19 protein-coding genes are annotated in these 22,930 nt (G+C 64.2%); 5 read left to right on the top strand and 14 right to left on the bottom strand.

The genetic code is table 11. The annotated features are described in order from the left end of the window. Nucleotides 1-41 precede the first annotated feature (41 nt). Nucleotides 42-707 (top strand): response regulator transcription factor, encoded by a 666-nt coding sequence (locus H7A19_16020; protein MCP5476336.1) that lies wholly within the window; start codon nt 42-44, stop codon nt 705-707. Here H7A19_16020 and H7A19_16025 read toward each other — a convergent pair. The 11 genes from H7A19_16025 to H7A19_16075 all read right to left on the bottom strand — a co-directional run bounded on the left by H7A19_16025 (nt 704) and on the right by H7A19_16075 (nt 15,555). Next, entirely contained in the window at nt 704-1,540 is an 837-nt protein-coding gene (locus H7A19_16025) for an SAM-dependent methyltransferase (GenBank protein ID MCP5476337.1), read from the bottom strand. The two genes, H7A19_16020 and H7A19_16025, sit on opposite strands and share 4 nt — an antisense overlap. A 395-nt stretch (nt 1,541-1,935) precedes the next feature. Next, complete coding sequence (locus H7A19_16030) at nt 1,936-3,186, bottom strand: porin (protein MCP5476338.1); 1,251 nt, start codon at nt 3,184-3,186, stop codon at nt 1,936-1,938. Between the two features lie 348 nt (nt 3,187-3,534). Then, nucleotides 3,535-4,410, bottom strand: a complete 876-nt coding sequence (locus H7A19_16035; protein MCP5476339.1) for a neutral zinc metallopeptidase — start codon at nt 4,408-4,410, stop codon at nt 3,535-3,537. Nucleotides 4,411-4,665: 255 nt separating this feature from the next. Further along, nucleotides 4,666-4,863, bottom strand: a complete 198-nt coding sequence (locus H7A19_16040; GenBank protein ID MCP5476340.1) for a formate dehydrogenase subunit delta — start codon at nt 4,861-4,863, stop codon at nt 4,666-4,668. 196 nt (nt 4,864-5,059) lie between these two features. Beyond that, complete coding sequence (gene fdhF / locus H7A19_16045; protein MCP5476341.1) at nt 5,060-7,906, bottom strand: formate dehydrogenase subunit alpha; 2,847 nt, start codon at nt 7,904-7,906, stop codon at nt 5,060-5,062. Nucleotides 7,907-8,252: 346 nt separating this feature from the next. Continuing rightward, nucleotides 8,253-9,776, bottom strand: coding sequence for a formate dehydrogenase (locus H7A19_16050; GenBank protein ID MCP5476342.1), 1,524 nt, complete (start codon nt 9,774-9,776; stop codon nt 8,253-8,255). A 136-nt stretch (nt 9,777-9,912) separates the two neighbouring features. Further along, nucleotides 9,913-10,419, bottom strand: coding sequence for an NAD(P)H-dependent oxidoreductase subunit E (locus H7A19_16055; GenBank protein ID MCP5476343.1), 507 nt, complete (start codon nt 10,417-10,419; stop codon nt 9,913-9,915). 246 nt (nt 10,420-10,665) lie between these two features. Further along, the gene (locus H7A19_16060) at nt 10,666-11,757 is read right to left on the bottom strand and encodes a PA0069 family radical SAM protein (GenBank protein MCP5476344.1); all 1,092 of its coding nucleotides are present in this window, start codon (nt 11,755-11,757) and stop codon (nt 10,666-10,668) included. Nucleotides 11,758-11,813: 56 nt separating this feature from the next. Continuing rightward, the gene (locus tag H7A19_16065) at nt 11,814-12,752 is read right to left on the bottom strand and encodes a DUF808 domain-containing protein (protein MCP5476345.1); all 939 of its coding nucleotides are present in this window, start codon (nt 12,750-12,752) and stop codon (nt 11,814-11,816) included. A gap of 562 nt (nt 12,753-13,314) precedes the next feature. Continuing rightward, nucleotides 13,315-14,076 carry a TatD family hydrolase gene (locus H7A19_16070; GenBank protein ID MCP5476346.1) on the bottom strand — a complete coding sequence of 254 codons (762 nt, stop codon included), beginning with the start codon at nt 14,074-14,076 and terminating at the stop codon, nt 13,315-13,317. Between the two features lie 264 nt (nt 14,077-14,340). Next, nucleotides 14,341-15,555 (bottom strand): magnesium transporter, encoded by a 1,215-nt coding sequence (locus H7A19_16075; protein ID MCP5476347.1) that lies wholly within the window; start codon nt 15,553-15,555, stop codon nt 14,341-14,343. 470 nt (nt 15,556-16,025) lie between these two features. On the opposite strand from H7A19_16075, the gene H7A19_16080 reads away from it, so the two are divergent. Both H7A19_16080 and glnK read left to right on the top strand, forming a co-directional pair. Continuing rightward, entirely contained in the window at nt 16,026-17,339 is a 1,314-nt protein-coding gene (locus tag H7A19_16080; GenBank protein MCP5476348.1) for an ammonium transporter, read from the top strand. Nucleotides 17,340-17,385: 46 nt separating this feature from the next. Further along, nucleotides 17,386-17,724, top strand: a complete 339-nt coding sequence (gene glnK / locus H7A19_16085; GenBank protein MCP5476349.1) for a P-II family nitrogen regulator — start codon at nt 17,386-17,388, stop codon at nt 17,722-17,724. A gap of 230 nt (nt 17,725-17,954) precedes the next feature. Here glnK and H7A19_16090 read toward each other — a convergent pair whose 3' ends face one another. From H7A19_16090 to H7A19_16100, 3 genes are all read right to left on the bottom strand, one after another. Next, nucleotides 17,955-18,779, bottom strand: coding sequence for a polysaccharide deacetylase family protein (locus tag H7A19_16090; GenBank protein MCP5476350.1), 825 nt, complete (start codon nt 18,777-18,779; stop codon nt 17,955-17,957). A gap of 187 nt (nt 18,780-18,966) precedes the next feature. After that, nucleotides 18,967-19,572, bottom strand: a complete 606-nt coding sequence (locus H7A19_16095) for an aspartyl/asparaginyl beta-hydroxylase domain-containing protein (GenBank protein ID MCP5476351.1) — start codon at nt 19,570-19,572, stop codon at nt 18,967-18,969. A gap of 120 nt (nt 19,573-19,692) precedes the next feature. Continuing rightward, nucleotides 19,693-20,703 (bottom strand): hypothetical protein, encoded by a 1,011-nt coding sequence (locus tag H7A19_16100; GenBank protein MCP5476352.1) that lies wholly within the window; start codon nt 20,701-20,703, stop codon nt 19,693-19,695. Nucleotides 20,704-21,221: 518 nt separating this feature from the next. On the opposite strand from H7A19_16100, the gene H7A19_16105 reads away from it, so the two are divergent. Continuing rightward, a complete protein-coding gene (locus H7A19_16105; protein ID MCP5476353.1) occupies nt 21,222-21,959 on the top strand; it encodes an aspartate/glutamate racemase family protein in 738 nt (245 codons plus the stop codon). A 239-nt stretch (nt 21,960-22,198) separates the two neighbouring features. Beyond that, the gene (locus tag H7A19_16110; GenBank protein ID MCP5476354.1) at nt 22,199-22,807 is read left to right on the top strand and encodes an HAD family hydrolase; all 609 of its coding nucleotides are present in this window, start codon (nt 22,199-22,201) and stop codon (nt 22,805-22,807) included. Nucleotides 22,808-22,930 lie beyond the last annotated feature (123 nt).

Genomic DNA, 22,930 nt, shown 5'->3' on the forward strand with positions numbered 1-22,930 from the left:
CCGTGTGGGTGCGCTAACTCCCGATCTCGAGCTCCTTGCCCATGGCTCTATCCGAAGTTCAGTCTGTAGCCATGGTGGAAGACAACCTCGCAGTCTGCGAAGCGGTCAGCGCCATTATTGATGCCTCATCTGAGTTCCGCCTGGCCTGGATGGCGCATGATCTGGCAAGCGCCCGGCGGAAACTGCTGCTGGGCGCTGACGTGTTGATGCTGGATCTGGGATTGCCTGATGGCCGCGGAGTCGACCTGTTGCCCCAGTTGCGCAAGCTGGCGAAGCCACCTGTGGTGGTGGTGTTCACCCTTCTGGGCGATGAGGCCAGCGTGGTTGAGGCGATCAGCGAAGGCGTTGACGGCTACGTGCTGAAGAATGCCGATCCGTCGAGCTTGCTGGATACGCTGCGCCTGGCGGCGGCAGGTGAATCGCCGATCTCGCCCGCGGTGGCAGGCTATCTGTTGCGCCGGCTGCGGCAGTCCGAGCGGGCACCCGCTCCAGTGAATCGACTGATGGCCTTGACCGCTCGCGAACGCGACGTGCTTGAGGCCTTGGCCCGCGGTCTGTCCTACCGTGATGTCGCCACTCGTCTGGGCATGAAGCCCAATACCGTAGCGCATCACGTTCGGAATCTTTACCCGAAATTGGCTGCGACGTCGCGGTCCGAAGCCGTGTTTCGCGCCGTGCAGGACGGGATTCTGTCGTTCAAGAGCTAGGCGCGGATCATTCGCGGACCCTTTGCCGCCAGCACGCCGTCTAACTTGAGTTCCGCAACGAAGCCGGCGTTTCGCAGACGCTGCGCAACTTCCTTCGGCACATCACGGCCACTCGTGAGTCTGTTCGGGCTGCCGGTGTAGTGAAACAGTTTGCCGCCGGGCTTCAGTACGCGGGCCAGCTGATCGTAGAAGCGCTGCGAGTAGAGTTCGCCGGCGATGCCAAAACGTGGTGGATCGTGCAGGGCGGCGTCGAACGAGGCGCTGTCCAGCGCTTCAAGGTGTTCGCAGACATCGCCTTGGGTCAGCGACAGCACGGCGTCGGTGCGCGGAGACCAGGGGTTGAGGCTGCGCAGCCAGATCACGTCGGGATTCTTCTCGAAGGACTGCACGCCGGCCGCCTGACCCTGCTGGCACCAGGCGGCGAAGTAGCCGAGGCCGCCGCAGGTGTCGAGGACGCGCTTTCCGCGTGGCTGGATCAGCGCAACCTTGTTCTCGGCGTCGTCCCACGGAGAAATCTGCGCGGTCGGCAGCATCTTGATGCCATCGATCTCGAAGGTCGGAGGCCCCCAGGGCGTGGGTACGAGCTTGATCAACGATCCGTTGAAGCGCGCGATCGGTTCGAAGCTGCTGCCATCCCAGTGGTAGACCGTTCGATCCTTGCACTTCTTGAGATAGGGGAAGGCCTGGCCCTGCCAGCACCAGTGCTCGGGCAACAGTTCGACCACGGTGGTCGAACGGTCCAGGTCCAGACTGCAGCTAATGCTGCTTTCGCCAGCGCTGCGCCCACGGCAGAGCAGATCATGGGTCTTGCTGGTCAGCAAAGGGCCAGTCATGCCAACTTCTCGGGTAGTTCCGGTTTGCAGGCATGAAAGCTACCTGATTCGAGCTGTCTCAGTTCGACGCTGCCCAGGGAGCTTGTACCGGCGCCATTGCGAGCTACCTGTTTCGTCTCGACACTGCCGAAGGACCATGAACCCGCCTGTTGCGCGTAGGCCGAGGGTGCCGCGCAGCGGCTCCCCGGCGCTTGTCGAGTCACGGCCCGGAGAGCGCTGCGCGCACTTCGGGCTACATGAGACAGCTCTTGCTGGATCGAAGCGGCTCTGAGGAGGGACGCGCGCCTGCGCGGCCGCTCTGGATTTCCGCACCCGGCAAAGCGGCGCCGCAGCGCGACGCCCTCCACCGCCGCGGCAATCTCGGAGCATTCCGCAAAATCAACTCGCAGGTCCGATCAGAACTGATAGCCGATGCCGAGATTGATGCGGTCGTCACCATCGTTGTTGCCCGGGCCATCCTGGAACTGGTAGTCGGCTTTCAACACCACGTCCGGGTGCGGCCAGTAGTTCAGGCCGATATCGGTCTGGCGCCACTCGCTGTCGATCGAATCGCCGGCCAGATTGTCCCAGACGTTGTAGCGCGCAAAGACGCCCAGCGTTGGCGAGAGTCGATAGGACGGCTCCAGGTAGTAACCCTCCTGAACGTCGGCTCCGAGGGATTCCGGGCCGCTACCCTGCAGTTGCCAGCGCGCATACAGCGCCTTCAGGCCAAAGCCGCCGGTGTTCCAGACTGCATGGGTCTCGAACAGGTTGGCCGAGCCTGCGGTGGGGTCGGCGCTCTGGGTGATGTCCTGCTGATGCTGGAAACTGGCGGAGAGCTGCAGTCCGGGTATGGCGCTGTAGCGGATGCGCGCGGTGAAGGCTGCGTCCTTGGCTACGGCTTCGGCCACTTTCTGCCGACCCGAGCGAACGGTGTATTGCGAATTCGCGCTGGCCTTGAGTCCGGAATGCACCGCGAAATCCCAGTCCAGGCCCTGGGCGAACTGGCCCGAGAGTGAACCGCCGGCCTCCCACCAGGTGGTCGGGATGATCCGCGATTCGATCGGATTGCGCTCGACGCCGTAGAAGACCGGCGGCTCGTGGTACTCGTTGAGCATGCCCACCGGCACCAGGAACAGACCGCCCTTGGCGCGCAGACGGTCGTTCAGATCAAACTCGACATAGGCTTGTTCCAGCTCGACTTCGCCGGGCTTGCCGTCGCCGACCAGAGCGTGTTCGATTTCCAGTTCGGAATTGAAGCGGATGCGGTCGCTGAACTTGTGTCCGAAGAACAAGACGAAGCGGTGCAGATCGATCTTGTCGGTGTCGCCACCGTTGTAATGCAACTCGCCGTAGCCGCCGAAGCTGGTGTCCTCGACCCAGGCTGGCGATTCCGGCACCGCACTGACCAGATCCTGCAGCGAGGCATCGGTCTGGTCCAGGCGTTGCTCGCTGGCCGCGATCTTCTGATCGGCCATCTGCACATTCTGCTCGGTCAGCAGGACTTGCTCGCGAGCCGACTTGAGCTCGCTCTGCAGGGCCTCGATCTGCGCCTGCTGCTTCTGCACCAGCTGCCACATTTCCTCGAGCGTAGGTGTCTCCGCCGCTGGACTGGCGGTGGACGCGAGCAGTGCAAGAATTCCCCCAACAGGGTACAGAAGCTTCATCGAGTGTCTCCAATCGCGGTCGAAAATGTGCGAATGCAACCGATTCGCATTTGCGAAAGATAGACGAGCCAGCACAGCGGACGCAAGCGGCACGTCGGCAGCCTGATTGGGTCATTGGGTGGGAGTGCCGGTTGCCCCGGCTGGTGCGCGTAGTCGCGCAACAAACAAGGGGCGAGGGGCAGGGGGCAGGGGCCCAAACTCGCTACTCGATCAGATCGTGCGGCGGGGTGGGTCCCCTGCCCCCTGCCCCCTGCCCCGCATTTTGCGCGGTAGTAAAATCAGTCGCTTACGACATTTTTCTGGTGAGCTTGCCGCCGGCTCGGGCCTGAAACCGGCAGCGGGGCGCGCTCAGGGACGGGCGACGGCGAAGGTATCGCAGCTCTGGATCTGGCCGCTGCGGAATCCTTGAGTAAACCAGCGCACACGCTGTTCGCTGGTGCCGTGAGTGAAGGCATCGGGCGTCACTTGACCACGCGACTGCTTCTGCAATCGGTCGTCGCCGATGGCGCTGGCGGTATTCAACGCCTCTTCGATATCGCCTTCTTCCAGCCACTGATGGCGAGCCTGGGCATGGTGCGCCCAGACGCCGGCATAGCAGTCGGCCTGCAATTCCTGACGCACCAGCAGGCCGTTGTCGCCTTCCACATCCTGGCCGCGTCGGCGGGCGTCGTTGACCTTGCGCGACACCCCGGTCAGCGACTGCAGATGGTGGCCCACTTCATGGGCGATGACGTAGGCCTCGGCGAAATCGCCGCCGCCGCCCAGGCGGGTCTGCATCTCCTTGAAGAAGCCGAGATCGATGTAGACCTGCTGGTCGCCGGGGCAATAGAAGGGTCCTACCGCAGCGCTGGCCTGGCCACAGGCGGAATTCACGGCGCCCTCAAAGAGCACCAGGGTGGGATTGGGATATTGCTGGCCGTTCTGCCTGAATATCGCTCCCCAGACGTCCTCGGTGTCGCCAAGGATGGCGGCGACGAACTGGCGGCGCGGATCATTGGCGCGGGCGGCTTCTTCTTCCGGCGAGCTTGCCGATGGCGCGCTGGTGCCGGAGCCCTGCACGCCACCCAGCAGCGACAGAATCTCGGCCGGATTGACGCCGAGAAACCAGCCCGCAATCAAAGCAATGGCGAGCCCCCCGATGCCGACCCCGCCGGCGCGCGCGGCACTTCGGCCACCGCGTCGATCGTCAATATTCTGGCTCTGTCGGGCGCGTTGCCATTTCATGTGGGGCTCCTGATGTGAAGTGCACTGGCGTGGCAGGCAGCGGTGGCCTGATTCTCCGTGCGAGGATAGTCGCTTCCTACGCTAGCAGCTGCGAAACAGCAAGAATTCGGCGGCGCCTGGCGCCGTGCTCTTGTAGGTCCAGACTTGTCTGGACGCTTCTGCACCACCTGACGAAGAGCGTCCAGGCAAGTCTGGACCCACAAAAGCCACGGTCGGTTACGACGCACAAGCGGCATCGCGCCCGGTCACTAATCACTAGGGCACCGCCGCCCCACCAAGCCGAAGCCCGGCCTCCAGCGCGATCGGATCCAGGTCCTCGCCACCGGCCTTGGCGTGTGCGATCAGCTCGGCGCGCATGCCCGGTGTCCAGAAGCTGCGCAGGTGTGCAGCCGTGGCGCTGCCGGCCTCGTCGCCTGCCTGGGCGCGCAGATTGCGGGCGATCTCATTGGCCATGCGGATCAGTATTTCGCGTTTCACCGGTCAGCGCCCCTCCTGTGGGAGCGGCTTCAGCCGCGATGCTTTTCCGCTCCGGCTGTGGGAGCAGGCTCCGCCCGCGATCCGGGGCCGGTCATCGTCAAAGGTCATGCCATCTTCCGCAGCCAAGAGCTCGCGGACGGAGTCCGCTCCCACAGTAGGCTGAGAACGGGCCTCAACCGGCCGCATGGGACTCACTCCGTTCGATCCGACGCAGGAACTGCTCGCGCTGCAACTCGTCCTGCTGCCAGGGCGAAAGCTCGCTGGTGCGGGCGACCTGCACGGCGGTGACCTTGTACTCGGGGCAATTCGTGGCCCAATCGGAATAGTCGGTGGTGACCACATTGGCGCCGGTGCGGGCGTGGTGGAAGGTGGTGTAGACCACGCCCGGTTGCACCCTTTCGGTGATCACCGCGCGCAGTGAGGTTTGGCCGGAGCGACTCTGCAGCGAGACCCGATCACCACTGTTGATGCCGCGGTTCTCGGCATCGAAAGGATGGATCTCGAGCACGTCCTCGTTGTGCCATTCGGTGTTCGGCGTACGCGCGGTCTGGGCGCCGACGTTGTACTGCGAAAGGATGCGTCCGGTGGTCAGCAGCAGCGGGAAGCGCCGCCCGGTGCGCTCATCGGTGGGGATGAATTCGGTCAGCATGAAGTTGCCCTTGCCGCGCACGAAACGATCCACGTGCATCACCGGCGTGCCCTGCGGCGCCGCCTCGTTGCAGGGCCATTGCAGCGATCCCAGTTCATCGATCCTGGCGTAGGACACGCCGGCGAAGCTCGGCGTCAGCCGCGCGATCTCGTCCATGATCTCGGACGGATGCGCATAGTGCAGTTCGTAGCCAAGCGCCTGGGCGAAGCGCAGTGTCACCTCCCAGTCGGCCAATCCGGCCAGCGGTTCCATGACCTTGCGCACGCGACTGATGCGACGCTCGGCGTTGGTGAAGGTGCCGTCCTTCTCCAGGAAAGACGAGCCCGGCAGGAACACGTGCGCGTACTTGGCGGTCTCGTTGAGGAAGAGGTCGTGCACCACCACGCATTCCATCGCTTCCAGACCGGCAATGACATGCTGCGTGTCCGGGTCAGACTGGGCAATGTCCTCGCCCTGGATGTAGATGCCCTTGAATCCACCCGATACTGCTTCGTCGAGCATGTTGGGGATGCGCAGTCCCGGTTCCTTCGACAGTGACACGCCCCAGAGATGTTCGAACAGTTCGCGCGTGGCGTCGTCACTGACGTGGCGGTAGCCCGAATACTCGTGAGGGAAGGAGCCCATGTCGCAGGCGCCCTGCACATTGTTCTGGCCGCGCAGTGGGTTCACGCCCACGCCTTCGCGGCCGATGTTGCCGGTGGCCATGGCAAGATTGGCCATGCCCATGACCATGGTCGAGCCCTGACTGTGCTCGGTGACACCCAGGCCATAGTAGATGGCGGCATTGCCAGCAGTGGCGTACAGACGCGCCGCCGCGCGGATGTCGGCGGCCGGAACACCTGTGATGGCCGCCATCGATTCGGGAGAATTGCGTTCCTCGGCGATGAAGCGCGCCCAGGATTCGAAGGCGTCGAGGTCACAGCGCTCGCGCACATAGTCTTCCCTGACCAGACCCTCGGTGAGAATCACGTGGGCGAGGGCATTGATCAGCGCGACATTGGTGCCCGGCAACAGGGCCAGATGATGTGTCGCTTCGATATGCGCCGAGCGTACCAGGTCAATGCGCCGCGGATCGGCCACGATCAGCTTGGCGCCCTCTCGCAGGCGCCGTTTCATGCGCGAGGCAAATACCGGATGGGCGTCGGTGGGATTGGCGCCGATGAGGAGGATGACATCGGCCTGGGCGACCGACTTGAAGTCCTGGGTACCGGCCGAAGTGCCGAAGGTGTTCTTCAGGCCATAGCCGGTGGGTGAGTGGCAGACGCGGGCGCAGGTATCGACATTGTTGTTGCCGAATCCGGCACGCACCAGTTTCTGCACCAGGAAAGTCTCTTCATTGGTGCAGCGTGACGAGGTGATACCGCCGATGGCGTCGCGGCCGTAGTCGGCCTGCAAGCGCCTGAACTCCGAGGCCGCGTGCGCGAAGGCTTCGTCCCAGGACACCTCGCGCCAGGGATCGGTGATCAGTTTGCGGATCATCGGTTTGGTGATGCGGTCCTTGTGGGTGGCATAGCCCCAGGCGAATCGACCCTTGACGCAGGAATGGCCCTCGTTGGCCAGGCCCTGTTTGGAGGGCACCATACGCACCACCTTGTTGCCCTGGGTTTCGGCGCGTAAACCGCAGCCGACGCCGCAATAGGCGCAGGTGGTGTCAACGTGGCCGGTCGGCGTGCCCAGTTCGATCACCGATTTCTCGTTGAGCGTGGCGGTCGGGCAGGCCTGCACGCAGGCGCCGCAGGAGACGCATTCGGAAGACAGGAAATCCAGGCTGCCGGTAGCAACCTTCGAGTCCAGACCGCGCCCCTCTATGGTCAGGGCGAAGGTGCCTTGCACTTCGGCGCAGGCGCGCACGCAGCGCGAGCAGACGATGCACTTGGACGAATCGAAAGTGAAATACGGGTTGCTCTGATCCTTGGCCTCAGTGCGGTGTTTGGCACCGTCATGGCCGTAGCGTACCTCGCGCAAGCCCACGGCGCCGGCCATGTCCTGCAACTCGCAGTCGCCGTTGGCCGAGCAGGTCAGGCAATCCAGCGGATGATCGGAGATGTACAGCTCCATGACGCCCTTGCGCAGTTTGGCCAGGCGCGGCGTCTGCGTGCGCACCACCATGCCGTCCTCGGCCGGGGTGGTGCACGAGGCCGGGGTGCCGCGGCGGCCTTCGATTTCCACGAGGCACAATCGGCAGGAGCCGAAGGCCTCGACCATGTCCGTGGCGCAGAGCTTGGGAATGGCGGCGCCGTGGCTGCGCGCCGCGGCCATGATCGAGGTGCCTTTGGGCACAGACACTGTGGCGCCGTCGATGTTCAGCGTGACGGTTTCTGCGCTCTGGCGCAGCGGCGTGCCGTAGTCGGGTTCCTTGAGCAGGGTCATGTGACACCTCGGAGGTTCAGCGGTCGCCGCAGGGGAGCCGTGCCGGCGCGGCGTAGCTCATGAGCCATGCCTGACGTGGCGTGCTTGAAGCGATTCTGAGGGGGGACGCGCGCCTGCGCGGCCGCTGTTGATCTGTACGGACTCAAGAGCGGCGCCGCAGCGCGTAGCGCGGCTCTGGCGCGCAAAGAGGCAGGCGTTCGCAAGGGATTGATCGCGGCGGTGGCCGCGACTCGTCGCCGTGTGCTCGCAAGAGCGCCGGGCGCCTCGCGTATTGATCTCAACGCAAAGGCCGGTTCTTTCGACGCGAGGACCCGGCCTACCGAAGCTCGGCGCATCAACCGGGCGCTCATGACGCCACCCTCGGGCCGAAATCTTCGCGGAAATGCTCGAGTGCGCTCAGCACCGGCAGCGGCGTCAGGCCGCCCAGCGCACACAGCGAGGCATCGGTCATGACCGTGCACAGCTCCCGGACCAGCTCGATGTTGCGTTCGGGCTCGATACCCTTGATCACCTTGTCCAGGGTCTCGGCGCCGCGGGTCGAGCCGATGCGGCAGGGCGTGCATTTGCCGCAGCTTTCGATGGCGCAGAACTCGAAAGCGAAGCGTGCCTGCTTCGCCAGATCGACGCTGTCATCAAAGACCACGATGCCGGCGTGGCCGAGCAGACCGCCGGCGGCCGCCATGGCTTCGTAATCGAGCGGTGTGTCCAGCAGCGCATCGGGGAAATAAGCGCCCAGCGGCCCGCCGACCTGGACCGCGCGCAGCGGGCGGCCACTGAGCGTGCCGCCGCCGATGTCTTCGACCAGTTCGCGCAGGGTCATCCCGAAGGCGCATTCGAACAGCCCGCCGCGACGGATATTGCCCGCCAGCTGCACCGGCATCGAACCGCGCGAGCGGCCCATGCCGAAGTCGGCATAGGCCTGAGCGCCGTGCTGCAGAATCCACGGCACCGCTGCCAGTGTCAGCACATTGTTGACCACGGTCGGGCGCCCGAACAGGCCGTGATGGGCCGGCAATGGCGGCTTGGCCCGCACCTGTCCGCGTCTACCCTCCAGGCTTTCCAGCAGCGAGGTCTCCTCGCCGCAGATGTAGGCGCCGGCGCCCACGCGCAGATCGATGTCGAAATCCTCGCCCAGCAGGCCGTGATGCCGAGCCGTCGCCAGCGCGCTGCGCAGGACGGTGATGGCCTGCGGATACTCCGAACGCAGATAGACCACGCCGCGGCTGGCACCGACCGCCAGACCGGCGGTCAACATGCCCTCGATCAGCGCAAAGGGATCGCCCTCGATCAGCATGCGGTCAGCAAAGGTGCCGCTGTCGCCCTCGTCGGCATTGCAGACGATGTACTTGACCGGCCCGGGCGCCTCGGCCACCGTGCGCCACTTGATGCCGGCCGGAAAGCCGGCGCCACCGCGACCGCGCAGGCCGGAATCGACGATCTGCTGCAGCAATTCCGCTGGCGACAGCGTGCGCGCACGCTCAAGTCCAGCCAGGCCATCGTGGGCGCGATAGTCATCCAGCGACAGCGGATCGATCACGCCAACGCGGGCAAAGCTCAGGCGCTGCTGGCGCGCCATCCACGGCATCTGTGCGGTCAACCCGTGGTGCAGCGGGTGCGCACCGCCTTCGAGAAAACCGCTGGCAAACAGCGATTCGACGTCCTCGGGTTTGACCGGCCCGTAGGCCACGCGGCCCTTTTCGGTTTCCACCTCGACCAGCGGTTCCAGCCAGAGCATGCCGCGGCTGCCGGTTCGGACGAGTGTCAGGTCGATCGCTGCTGAGCGTGCCCGATCGGAGATGGCTGTGGCGACGCCATCGGCGCCGACCGAGCGTGCAGCGGCATCGCGGGAGACAAAGACCTTCATGGCGATGATGCCGGCAGAAGACGGTTCTCGAACCAGGCGCACCGTAGGTCACGTTGTCCGGTTTGCCGGATTACGGGACGGGGACGTCCCACAAGCGGGGGAATGGGGCAGGCGGCAGGTGTCCAACCCCGGCGCGCGCTCCTCATGCGGGCTTCCCCAACCGTGCCATCAAGGCATCGGCCGCCTGCGCGTCAAAGCGCGCCAGCAATTCCTCGCCCAGCAGCGCCGCCGGCCCCAATGCACAGTTGCCCAGGCAATAGACATTCTTGAGCGTGACCGCACCCGCCGTGCTGTCGGGTTTCAGCTGATGCTGCTCGGCCAGATGGGCAGCCGTCTGCTCGCAGCCCAGGGCCTGGCAGGCTTCCGCGCGGCAAAGCTTGAGCACGTGCAGGCCCGGGGGCGAATCGTCAAAGTCGTGATAGAAACTCAAGGCGCCGCGCACTTCCGCTCTGGAGATATTCAGACGCTTCGCAATCATCGGCAATGCCTCGTCAGGGACGAAACCAAAGCGACGCGCGAAAGCATGCAGGATGGGCAACAGTGCGGTGGCGCCATCGCCATCCTCACCGTAGAAAGTCCTGGCGGATGCCTGCTCCGCTGCGATCAGCGACTCCGCCAGCTCGGTGCTCCAGGGTGTAGCAGCAGACATGGGGACACCTCCTGCATGGATTGTAGCCCCGGCACCGATTCACGTCATGGCGAACCTCAAGGGCGACGGGAAGGGCAGGACATCGAGGCCGCCAGGAACCCACCCACCTGTGCGGATTCAGCCGCGATCCGGGCATCGCTCGATGTGAGGAGTCCGCTTGCGACACGATGTCGCTCCTACGGCGGGAGCGGCTTCAGCCGCGATCGCTTTGTCGCGGACAGAGTCCGCTCGCACTGGGCGGGTGCTTCAACCGCCGAATAGATCGCCCTGGGGCGATGTAGGCCTCGGGCGCGCCGGTGGTTGAAACAGATCGCAGCGCAACTCTGGTCGCTCATCGCGGCTGATGAATCCCAGCTTCTTCTTCGCCAGTCGAAAGCGCTGGCGCAACAGCTCGGCAAACTGACCTTCGCCACGCATGCGCGAGCCAAAGCGCGCGTCATTGTCACGCCCGCCGCGCATCTGCTGGATCAGGCTCATGACATGCGTCGCGCGTTGCGGGAAATGGACTTCCAGCCACTCGCGAAACAGCGGCGCCACCTGATGCGGCAGGCGCACCAGGGTGTAGCTGATGATGCTGGCGCCGGCTTCGTGGGCGGCGCCCATGATGGTTTCCAGTTCGTGATCGGTGATGGCCGGAATCACCGGCGCCACGAACACGCCGACGGGCACACCGGCCTGCGCCAGTTCGCGCACGGCGCGCAGCCGTGCATGCGGCGCGCTGGCGCGGGGTTCCAGTCGGCTGGCCAGCCCGTTGTCCAGCGTCGTGATCGACAGGAACACCTGTACCAGCTGCAGCGCTGCCAGTTCACGCAGCAGATCCAGATCGCGCAGCACCAGGGCGTTCTTGGTGACGATGGTCAGCGGATGCCGGGTCTGCAGCAGCAGTTCCAGGATCTGGCGTGTCAGCCGATAACGCTTTTCGATGGGCTGGTAGGGATCGGTGTTGGCGCCGAGGTTGATCGGACTGACCTCGTGGCCCGGCTTGCCGAGCTCACGTCGCAGCAAGTCCAGGGTGTTGGTCTTGGCAAACAACCGGGTCTCGAAATCCAGGCCAGATGACAGATTCAGATACTCGTGGGTTGGTCGCGCATAGCAATAGACGCAGCCATGTTCGCAGCCGCGATAGGCATTGATCGACTGGTCGAAGGGGATGTCGGGCGAATCATTGCGGCTGAGGATGCTGCGAGCCGTCTCATCCACCACCTGCGTTTGCGGGCGCGAGGGCAGGAATTCCTGCCACCAGCCATCGTCCACGATATCCCCGCGGGTGCTCTCGAAGCGCCCGACCGGATTGCTGGCCGCGCCGCGGCCCTTGATACGAGCGGGTGGGTCAGTCATGAGCAGGCAAGGCGGTCCTGCCTCCGGATCTGCGAGCGACTCGCCGTCGCCAATGACTAGCCAACCGCATCCTTCTTGCCAAACAGGCGCTTGCCGGTATTGAGGAACATCAGGACCAATCCGCCCGCGATCAGACCGACCAGCGTTTCCATGAGGATCACCGCCAGCCCGCCGATCCAGCCCGGTGCACCCATCTGCTGAACGTGTTCACCGCCGTGCTGGATGAAATGATGCAGCGGCTCGATGCCATGAACGAGGATGCTGCCACCCACCACGAACATGGCCGCCGTGCCGACGACCGAGAGCGTCTTCATTAGGTAGGGCGCTGCGGCCAGCAGCCACAGGCCCAGCCGACGTTGTACAGCCCCCTTCAAGCGACTCAGGTAGAGCCCCAGATCGTCGAGCTTGACGATGCCCGCGACCAGCCCATAGACGCCGACCGTCATGGCGAGGGCGATCAGGCTGAGTACCGCGAGCTGTTTGCCGAAACTGGCGCCAGCCACCGTGCCCAGGGTGATGACGATGATCTCTGCCGACAGAATGAAGTCGGTGCGGATCGCGCCCTTGACCTTGTTCTTCTCGAAGGCCACCAGATCGACCTTGGGATTGGCCACGGCCGCGACCAGTTCCTGATGGTGCTCTGCATCTTCATCCGGCGAGTGCAGGAACTTGTGAGCGACCTTCTCGAAGCCCTCAAAGCACAGATAGGCGCCGCCCAGCATCAGCAAGGGTACGATGGCCCAGGGCGCCAGCGCGCTGATCGCCATCGCCGCTGGCACCAGGATCAGCTTGTTCAGCATCGAACCCTTGAACACGGCCCAGACCACCGGCAATTCGCGCTCGGCGGACACGCCGGAGACCTGCTCGGCATTCAAGGCCAGATCGTCGCCGAGCACGCCAGCGGTCTTGGTGGCGGCCACCTTGCTCATCACCGCGATGTCATCCAGCAGGGCGGCGATGTCGTCGATCAGGGTGAGCAGGCTGGTTCCGGCCATGAGGTAGGAGAGTGATCGTTGAGGTTGGGCTCAGGATAGCGGCTAACGAGGGCAGGAGGGCAGGAGGGCGAGATCCGCAGGGTAAACCGCGTCATTGCGAGCCACCTGTGTCGGACCGACACTGCCCAAGGGCCATGAACCACAAACCCGCCCGTAGGAGCGACCTCGCGTCGCGACCGGCAAGCCGCACGTCCGAAGCAGCGGTCGCGCCGCAAGGGCGCTCCTACAGGTGAAGTAAGAAAATCAACGGCTTACGACATGTGTTCATGGAGAGCGTAGCGAAGCAATCCAGAGGCGTGCGGCGCTACCCTGGATTGCTTCGTCGCTGCGCTCCTCGCAATGACGCATCAAAAACTTACGATATGGGTTCATGGAGAGCCACCTGTGTAGTGCCGGCGCTGCACACAGGCCATGAACCCGGGCCCTGTGGGAGCGGCTTCAGCCGCGATGATTGGCTCCGGGCACACACCGGCCTCGATCGCGGACAAAGTCCGCTCCCACAGCTCGGCCCGGGGCCGGATCCTGGCGAACCGCCCTCGCGCCCTCGCTCAACGTGCCCTCATCAGACCAACCCGAACACCCGCCGGGCATTGGCGCTGGTGGCCTGCGCGATCTCCTCTGCCGACACCCCACGCAATTGGGCGATGGTGGCGGCGATGGCAGGCAGGTGGGCCGGCTCGTTGCGCTGGCCGCGATGCCATTGGTCTGGCTGATCGGGAGCGTCGGTTTCCAGCAGCAGGAACTCGATCGGCATGGTGGCCACGAGGCGCCGCAGACGCTGGGCACGTTCGAAGGTGACGGGTCCGCCGACGCCCAGGCAGAAGCCCATTTTCCAGAGTTGGCGCGCCTGCTCTTCACTGCCCGAATAGCTGTGCACCACGCCGCTCACGCCGCCCACGCGGCGCAGCGTGGCGATGACCTCCTCGACCGACCGTCGCGCATGCAGGACCAGTGGCAACTGGAATTCCCGGGCCAGTTCGACCTGGGCGACGAAGTACGCGCGCTGCAGATCAGGGTCCAGACCTTCGACAAAGAAATCGAGGCCGCATTCACCGACGGCCACCGCAGCACCATCGGCCAGCCGTTCGCGCACGGCCGCCAGATGCTCCGGGACGTGCTCGGCCAAAAACATCGGATGCAGACCATAGGCGGCGTGCAGATCAGCTTCTGCAGACGTCAACGCGGCCAACGGCTCGAAGCTGGCAGCGGTCACGGCCGGAATGATCTGCGCGATCACGCCAGCCGCACGCGCCCGCGCCAGCACGGCTGCGCGATCGGCATCGAATTCGGGGGCATCCAGGTGGCAGTGGCTATCAATGAGCATGGATGGCAGGGCTAGCAAGGCTCGCGCTCGATTGTCGCAGATAAGGCGCTGTTCGTAGGTCACGTTGGCCTGGCGGGCTGCGTGACGAGGACGCCGTGTCTGGCGAAGAGCCTGCCGGGCTTGGCGCAAGGTGAATGGCTTGCGGCTATTCCGTGTCACGTAGACCGCTACGCGGCCAACGTGACCTACCGGATCCTGTTCCCGTGCCCCGTGCCCCGCGCCCCGTGTCCCGGCCCCGTGCCCCGTGCCCCGTGCCCCGCGAAGCTACACGATCAACCACGCCGCCAGCCCCAGAAACACGCCCATGCTGAAGACGTCGGTGGCGGTGGTCAGGAAGATGCTGGAGGCGGTGGCCGGGTCTGCGCCGACACGCTTGAGCAGCAGCGGTACGCCGGCGCCGGCCATGCCGCTGACCATGCAGCTGACGGTCATCGCAAAGAAGGTGATCAGGCTCAAGGTGATGGGCGCCGTGGCTTTCTGGCTGGTGGCGAGCACGAACATGGCAATGCCTGCGACCACGCCGACCAGGGCGCCATTGAGAAAGCCCAGCCAGGCTTCCTTGCTGATCAGGCGCAATGCGCTGCCGGGCTTGACCTCGTTCAGGGTCATGCCGCGCAAGGTCACGGCCAGCGCCTGACAGCCGGTATTGCTGCATTGTCCCGATAGCACAGGGATAAACACCGCCAGGAGCACGATGCGGTCGATCGTGCCCTGAAACACGCCAACCACGGCGCCGGCGATGAAGGCCGTCAGCAGGTTCAACTGCAGCCAGGGATGGCGGTAGCGCAGGGCGCGAGGCCACGGTGTGCCCAGACGTTCCTCTTTCTCGACACCCACCATGGAGCCGGCCTGCGCCGAAATTTCGAAAGCCTGCTGTTCGAACAGCACCGAGCCGCGCACCAGTCCGAGCAGATGACCGGCTTCATCGCAGACGGGGTAGACCGGGTAGTGCCGGGTCACCACCTCGCGCATGGCCTCGGGCAGGGGCGTGCTCGGGCGCAAGGAGAAGGGCGAGCGCACCATCGCCGAGTCCAGTGTGTCGGTGCGACTGGCGTAGAGCAGCTCGCGAAAGGCGACAACGCCCGTGAAACGCCGCTGCGCATCGATGCAGAACACGTAGACGATCTGCTTGGTGCGCACCACATCGCGCAAGGTGGCAATCACCTGGCCGACCTTGGTGTCCTCGAAGAACACCGCCGGCGCACGTTCCATCAATCGACCGACGCTGCCTTCCGGATAGCGATGACCCTCCAGCCAGTCGGGTCCGGCCGCGGTCTCGGCGGCAATGGTGGCGCGGCGCTCGGTGGGAAATTCCTCCAGCACCTCGACCGCCTGACCGGTGCTCAGCGCCGCCAGCACCTGAGCGATCTCGGTGTCGGAATAAGGCGTCAGCAGGCGCGCAGCGCTCTGCAGATCGGTCGCGCGCACGCGCTCGATCAATTCAGGCAGCGGATCGGGTCGAATGACGGTGTCGGACATGGCGCGCCGGCTCGCTTTGATTGCGCCCTAGACTAGCAGCCTGCCGTGCAGGAAGAAGAACCCGCGCCGACGTCGCCGATCTTGTGCAGCTCTCGCGCTCGGGGCGTGTCTGGCGCGCTCTGGCCCTCGACGGCTACGAGGCAATCTCGGTGGTCCTTGGAAACGGTTCTCCAGACGCCCGAGTCGGGCGATGCCAGCGTGGGAAGTGGTGGTGTGCACCAGTATGGGGAACGGTATCGTTTATCCGCCGTTCATGGTGCACCGCAAACTTGCACGCTCGCTGGACGATCCTGTCGTCGCTAGCATTTCATGGATGGTCGGCATTCAATAAAGAATTGATTTAACACGATAAAGCCTCGGATCTTGCGCCGTAGTTCCGTGCACTGAGTTTGTGCTCTAGCCCTTGGCACCGCTCTTGCCATCTATCCCTTGTTGCAGTGCAACCAACCTGTCCGAAAAGGGGATATGAAATGAAAAGATGGCTCTACGGACTTCCGGCGCTACTCGCGGCCGGCGTGGCTTCGGCGCAGGAAGCGCCCACTTTGAGCGCGGGCGATACCGCCTGGATGTTGACCGCCACGGCCCTGGTGCTGTTCATGACCATACCCGGGCTGGCCTTGTTCTACGGCGGCCTGGTGCGCGCCAAGAATGTGTTGTCGGTGTTGATGCAGTGTTTCGCGATCACCGCACTGGTCACGGTGCTGTGGGTGCTGTACGGCTATTCGATGACCTTCAGCACGGCGGGCATGGAAGGCGGTACGGTCAATCTGAACTCGATCATCGGCGGTTTCGACAAGGCCCTGTTCATTGGCGTGGCCCGAGACGCCCTGGTGGCGGCGATTCCCGAAAGTGTGTTCGCCACCTTCCAGGCCACTTTCGCCATCATCACCGTGGCCCTGATTGTCGGTTCCATCGCCGAGCGCATGCGCTTCTCGGCGCTGCTGATCTTCAGCATTCTGTGGGTGACCTTGGTCTATTTCCCGATGGCCCATATGGTCTGGTCGGGCGACGGCGGTCTGCTCTGGGACTGGGGCGTGCTCGATTTCGCGGGCGGTACGGTGGTGCACATCAACGCCGGTATTGCGGCGCTGGTGGCCTGTCTGGTGCTCGGCAAGCGCAAGGGCTTTCCGACCACGGCGATGCCGCCGCACAACCTCACCTACACGGTCATCGGTGCCTCGATGCTGTGGGTGGGCTGGTTCGGTTTCAACGCCGGCTCGGCCGTGGCCGCCAACGAAGGCGCCGGCATGGCCATGCTGGTCACGCAGGTGGCAACGGCCGCTGCTGCGCTGGGCTGGATGCTGATCGAGTGGTTCGTGCACAAGAAGCCCTCGGTGCTCGGCATCGCTTCCGGTGCAGTCGCCGGTCTGGTCGCGATCACCCCGGCATCGGGCACTTGCGGACCTGGCGGTGCGCTGGTGATCGGTTTTGCCGCTGGCGTGCTGTGCTACTTTGCTGCCACTCGCCTGAAGCGGGCCATGGGTTATGACGATTCGCTGGACGTCTTCGGTGTGCATGCGGTCGGTGGCATCATCGGTGCGATTCTGACCGGCGTGTTCGCCGATGCCAGCCTGGGCGGTTCCGGGCTGGCCGAAGGCATGAGCATTGCCGGTCAGGTGTGGGTGCAGACCAAGAGCGTGCTGTTCACGATCGTCTACAGCGGCGTGCTGACTTTCGTGATCCTCAAGTTGATCGCTCTGATCGTGCCGTTGCGGGTCAGTGCCGACGAAGAGACCGAAGGCCTCGACCTTGTGCTGCACGACGAGCGCGGCTACAACCTGTGAGCATGAAGCGCTCACTCTATCGACAAGTCATACGGGAGTACTCACCATGAAAATGGTTGTAGCCATCATCAAACCGTTCAAGCTCGACGACGTGCGCGAAGCGCTGTCGGAAGTCGGCATGACCGGAATCACCGTCACCGAGGTCAAGGGCTTCGGCCGTCAGAAGGGCCACACCGAGCTCTATCGCGGCGCCGAATACGTGGTCGATTTCCTGCCCAAGGTGAAGATCGAGATCGCCGTCACCGATGATCGCGTCGATGCCGTGGTCGATGCCGTGCGCAAGGCGGCCAACACCAGTCGCATCGGCGATGGCAAGATCTTCGTCTACAACCTCGACCAGGTGGTGCGTATCCGCACTGGCGAGATCGACGGCGACGCGCTGTAGGTCGTTGCCAGCAAGGCACAGTCCGCTCCCGCGGGAGCGGACTGTGGTACCAGCGAGCCTCTGTGGGAGCGGATTCATCCGCGACCGGAATCCCGACAGGGCAGAAGCATTCGCGGGCAGAGCCCGCTCCCACAGGTCTTGTTGCTCCGCTGTGGGAGCGGATTCATCCGCGATCGGAATCCCGACAGGGGCAGAAGCATCGCGGACAGAGTCCGCTCCCACAGGGTCGTCTATGCGGGATTCGTGGTCTCGCAATGACGCCTCAGCAAGGCTGCGAAATCCTCCGGCGAGCGCCAGTCTGTGCCGCAAACCCATCGCGGGATACTCCAGCGATTGATGGGCCGATCGGCCCTGGGTGTGGTCACGAAAGCCGCTGTCAGGCCCAGATCGGCGCCGCGCTGCGGAAAGAACTCCTCCACCAGATAGTCATTGGCCTGACCCCAGGGATAGGCGAACAGGCTGGGCCTGCGCCCACAGCGCTGCTCGATGTAATCGCAGGCCTGGGCAACTTCTGCCATGGCTTCGTCCAGCGTCTCGATGCTGAGAAAACTGCCGCGCTCATTGTTGCGCTGCACGCTCCGGTCCAGCGAGGGATGGTTGTGATCCCAGCTGTGATTCTCGATGGTCATGTAGCCGGAATCGTTCGCTTCCTGCCACCAGTCATCGTGCCAGACATTCAGGGACAGGAAATCCTTGCGGTCGAGTTCGGCGCGCGCCTGCGGGCTGGCGATGACGAAGCTGGCGGCCTGGCAGTGCTGGCCGGTCTGTTCATGGTGATCGCGCAGGATCCGCAGAAAGGAGTCCTGATGTCCCCAGCTCGGGTGTTCGAAATCGAGCGCATCCAGGACCATGCCGTCGTCGAAGGTGATCGCCGCGCGCGGTCGACCGGCCTGCGGCGCGGTGTCCAGATCGGAGGCGTGCACCAGATCGAAGCCGGCCGCATGCAGCGCGGCCAGATCGGCCCGCAGCGCCACATGATCATTCAGGGCGTAGTCGTGGCCGCTAACGTTGGTGGAGTGGTAGCAGAGGATCAGAGGTGGATTGGGATTCTTCATCGGGAATGATGCATGGGCTGTTGTAGCCCGAAGTGCGCGCGGCGCTCTCCGGGCGATGACGCGAAGGCGCCGCGGTAAGGGCCGTCCGAGCCGCGGCCGCCGGCGCGAACCGCCCTGCCGCACATCCCAATCGGGCGCGCGCCGGAGCCGCGCTACCTCTCACCCGGGTTTCCAGGCTCGGGCGATCTCAGGCGTGGTAGTAGTCGATGATCAGGTGGATGCGGTCTTCCTGACTGTCGTTGCGCACCGAATGGAAGCGGGTGTTGTCGATCTCCGCGATCTCGCCGACCTTCATCGAATGGTCGATGTCGTTGATCAGAAAGTGCACCTGGTCATTGGTGATGATCGGGATATGGATGCGGTGCACCATGCGCAGCGCCACGGCGCCGTCGCAATGATCAGGGATCTGGCCGCCTGCCTTGAGCTTGGCAAACATGGCTTTGCGGATCACCGGCCGCTCATAGCCGTAGGCCTGATGGATCTGCTCCATGATCGGCCGCAGCAACGGCTCGAAATCGGCGTAATGGCGGGTGGTCTCGACCGGCGTGTCTGCGCCGCTGTTGGCACACCACTTCAACACCAGCGATTCGGTGTGCCGGTGTACCGTGAAGTTCTGCTGGCGCATGGCATTTTCCTGCCATTCGGCCTCGGTCTTGGTCGCCAGCAGCTCGCGGATGGCGCCGACATCGACCTTGCCAATCGGAAATACCGTGCCGCTGAGCTTGTGCGGCGGAGCCCTGAAGATATCGGGCGGCAACTTTGACTGAGGAATGGCCTGAGCGGTGAAGTTCATGATGCTGACGTCGCTGAAACGGGGTGGTCTGGCCGCCGCGGGCCGTCATTCTGGCGGCAGCGTCGGGACTCAAGAATAAGCCATTGGCGCTGGATTCGCTGCTGATCCCGGCCGGCCCGCTCAGTTCGAGTTGGGCGAACTGGACTCGGAAGGCGGCGGGTCCGAGTCTGCCGCGGGTTCAGAAGCGCTGTCAGCTTGGGGCGAAACGCCGTTGCTACGCATTTTTTCGCTGGCGGCATCCATGCGCTCCTGGAACTGCCTACGCAGTTCGTCGTTGCGCTGTCGGAACTCCGCGCGATCCTGTTCGAACTTGCGGGCCAATTCCTCGGAAGCGGCGCGTTGCTCTGCCTGAATGCGTTCGCGATCCGCCTGCAGGCGCTCACTGAGGGCGCTGCCATCCACCTTCGGCAAGTTCACCTGGATGCCTTCGATTCGGTAGAAGCGCGCCAGCTGCGGTGATCGAGGCAGCGCGTTGACGATATCGATGGCCGACTGCACGTCCACGCGCAGGGCGCTGTTGAGCAGGCCGGGGTGAAATTCCGGGCTGGTATTGCTCTGTATCGATTGCATCAAGGCGGCCGTCTGCAACTGCGAGGCAAAGACCAGCCGGCGACCCTGCATGGCCAGGCGGTATTCGTCCATGCGCCGCAAGCGCTGGGCGAAGTCGGCCGGCAGCAGCTCGGGGACATCGTCAGCGTACTCCTGGGTGAAGGTCGGCCAGCCGGGGTCTGACTCGAACTCGATCAGAATGGCGAACAGCGGCACATCCACCCGCGCCATCGGCGCATTGGCCCCAATCAGCGAGCGCTCGCGGCTTTGATACTCGATCAACCACAATCGGGCCGCGGCTTCTTTCCGCACCAATGCCGTGTTGACCTTCTGCACTTGCCCGGTCACGGCCTCGAAGGCCTGCAGTTTGCGCCGCAGTTCATCCAGCTCGGCCTGATCGGTGAGCTGTTGCAATTCGTTCTGCTCGATCACCTGGCCGAGCTGCTCATCGCGCGTCGGCTCATCCGCCCGCACGAACCAGCGATCGATCGCCAGGATGATCAGGCCCACGACGATGATGACGGCGCAGATCTTGAGGGTCAGCAGCTGGTTCGGGGTGAAGACGTCCATCGTTCGTGCCATCAGTGAGGGGGTCTCGTCCAGGGTCTCTCGCCCCGAGCTTAACAAGGCAGGGCGGAATGGGAAAATCGGCCGTGCACCTGGATTGCTTCGCTGTGCTCGCAACAAACCCGTGTCGTCAGTTGTTGAAGCGTCATTGCGAGGAGCGCAGCGACGAAGCAATCCAGGGTAGCGCCGCACACCCCTGGATTGCTTCGCTACGCTCGCAATGACGCCGAGGGGGGGGCATGGCCCATGGGCAGTTTCAGGCCGAAACAGGTGGCTCTCCATGAACTCATATCGCAAGTCGTTGATTTGCTGTTGTAGGTCATGTTGCTCGCGTAGCGAGCTACGTGACGCAACTTGATGTCACGTAGTCCGCTGACGCGGACAACATGACCTACGACGGCGGGGTCATGGCCCGTGGGCAGTTTCGGGCCGAAACAGGTGGCTCGCAATGACGCGGTTGGAGCTTGGGAATTGCTTCCTGGGCAGCGCGGCCTTGTAATCTCTGACTTGTGGAACTCAGGAATCCGGTTCTGATGAAAACCATCGGACTGATCGGCGGCATGAGCTGGGAATCGAGCATTCCCTACTACCGGCTGATCAATGAGGGGGTGCGCGAGCGTCTGGGCGGTTTGCATTCGGCCAGACTGGTGCTCTACAGCGTCGATTTCCACGAGATCGAGCGCCTGCAACAGAGCGGCGACTGGGCTCAGGCGGGCGGCATTCTGGTCGATGCGGCGAAGGCGCTGGAAGCCGCCGGCGCCGAGTTCCTGGTGCTGTGCACCAACACCATGCACAAGCTGGCAGGCGCGCTGGAGGCTGCGGTTTCCATTCCTCTTCTTCATATCGCCGATGCCACCGCGACCGAAATCCGGGCGGCCGGGCTGACCCGCATCGGTCTGCTGGGTACGCGCTACACCATGGAACAGGACTTCTACGTCGGTCGGCTGCAGGCGCAGGCGTTGGAAGTGCTCGTCCCTGAGCCGGATGAGCGCGAGATCGTTCATCGGGTGATCTATGAAGAGCTCTGCCAGGGCCGGATCGACGCCGATTCCCGTGCGCAGTTTCGCGCCATCATCGCCAGCCTGATCAGGCGCGGCGCCCAGGCCGTCATCCTTGGGTGCACCGAGATCGGCCTGCTGGTCGATAGCACCGACAGCCGCGTGCCATTGTTCGACACCACCCGCATCCATGCCCTGGCAGCGGTGGAGTGGGCGCTCGCAAGCCCACCGTTGAGCGCCCTTGTGGCGCGACCCGCAAGCCCGCCCTTGTAGGAGCGCCCTTGCGGCGCGACCGCGGATCGGGGCTGCTCGCGGACGGACGATCGCGGCTGAAGCCGCTCCCACAGATTCAATCGCGGCTGAAGCCGCTCCCACAGATTCAATCGCGGCTGAAGCCGCTCCCACAGATTCAATCGCGGCTGAAGCCGCTCCCACAGGTGCGACGCTTGAGCACCGCATCACCGTCTATGCTTCGGCCGCTTCTGAAGTTGCTCCCTTGAGGCTGATCTGCGATGTCCGATGATTTGCCTGCGTTGGCCCTGTTCGACTTCGATGGCACCATCACCACCCGGGAGATGTTGCCGGACTTCTTCCGTCTGGCGATTCCGAAACGTCGGGTGCAGTTCGGTGGCGTGCTGCTGGCGCCGCTGATCATCGGCTACAAGCTCGGTGCGGTCTCGGGTTCCCTGCTGCGAGCTGCCATCGTCCGTTTGGGATTCACGGGTGTGTCCCTGCAGAGTTACCAGGACCACGGACTGGACTTCGCCCGTTCGGTGTTGCCGGGCGTGATTCGTCCTGAGGCCGCCGAGCGTATTGCCTGGCATCGATCCCGCGGTGATCGCGTGATCGTGGTGTCAGGGGCGCTGGATGTCTACCTGGCCCCCTGGTGCGAGGCGCAAGGACTGGAGCTCATCTGTTCGGCGCTGCAACATCGAGATGGACGATTGACTGGGCACTATGAAGGCCCGCAATGCGTGTCGTCCTGCAAGCGCGAGCGTGTGCTCCAGCGCGTGGACCGGTCCGCCTATTCGGAGATCTACGCCTACGGCGATACGGTCGAGGACCGGGAGCTTCTGGAACTGGCCAGCCGCAGGTTCTATCAGGGGCGCGAGGTGGCGTGACCGGCAAGCCCGCCCTTGTAGGAGTGCCTTCACGGCGCGACCGGCAAGCCCGCCCTTGAAGTAGGAGCGCCCTTGCGGCGCGACCAAAGACCCAGCGGTGCACCGCTGCGGTCGCGACACAAG

Source organism: Rhodanobacteraceae bacterium (assembly GCA_024234055.1).
Classification (GTDB): Bacteria; Pseudomonadota; Gammaproteobacteria; order Xanthomonadales; family SZUA-5; genus JADKFD01.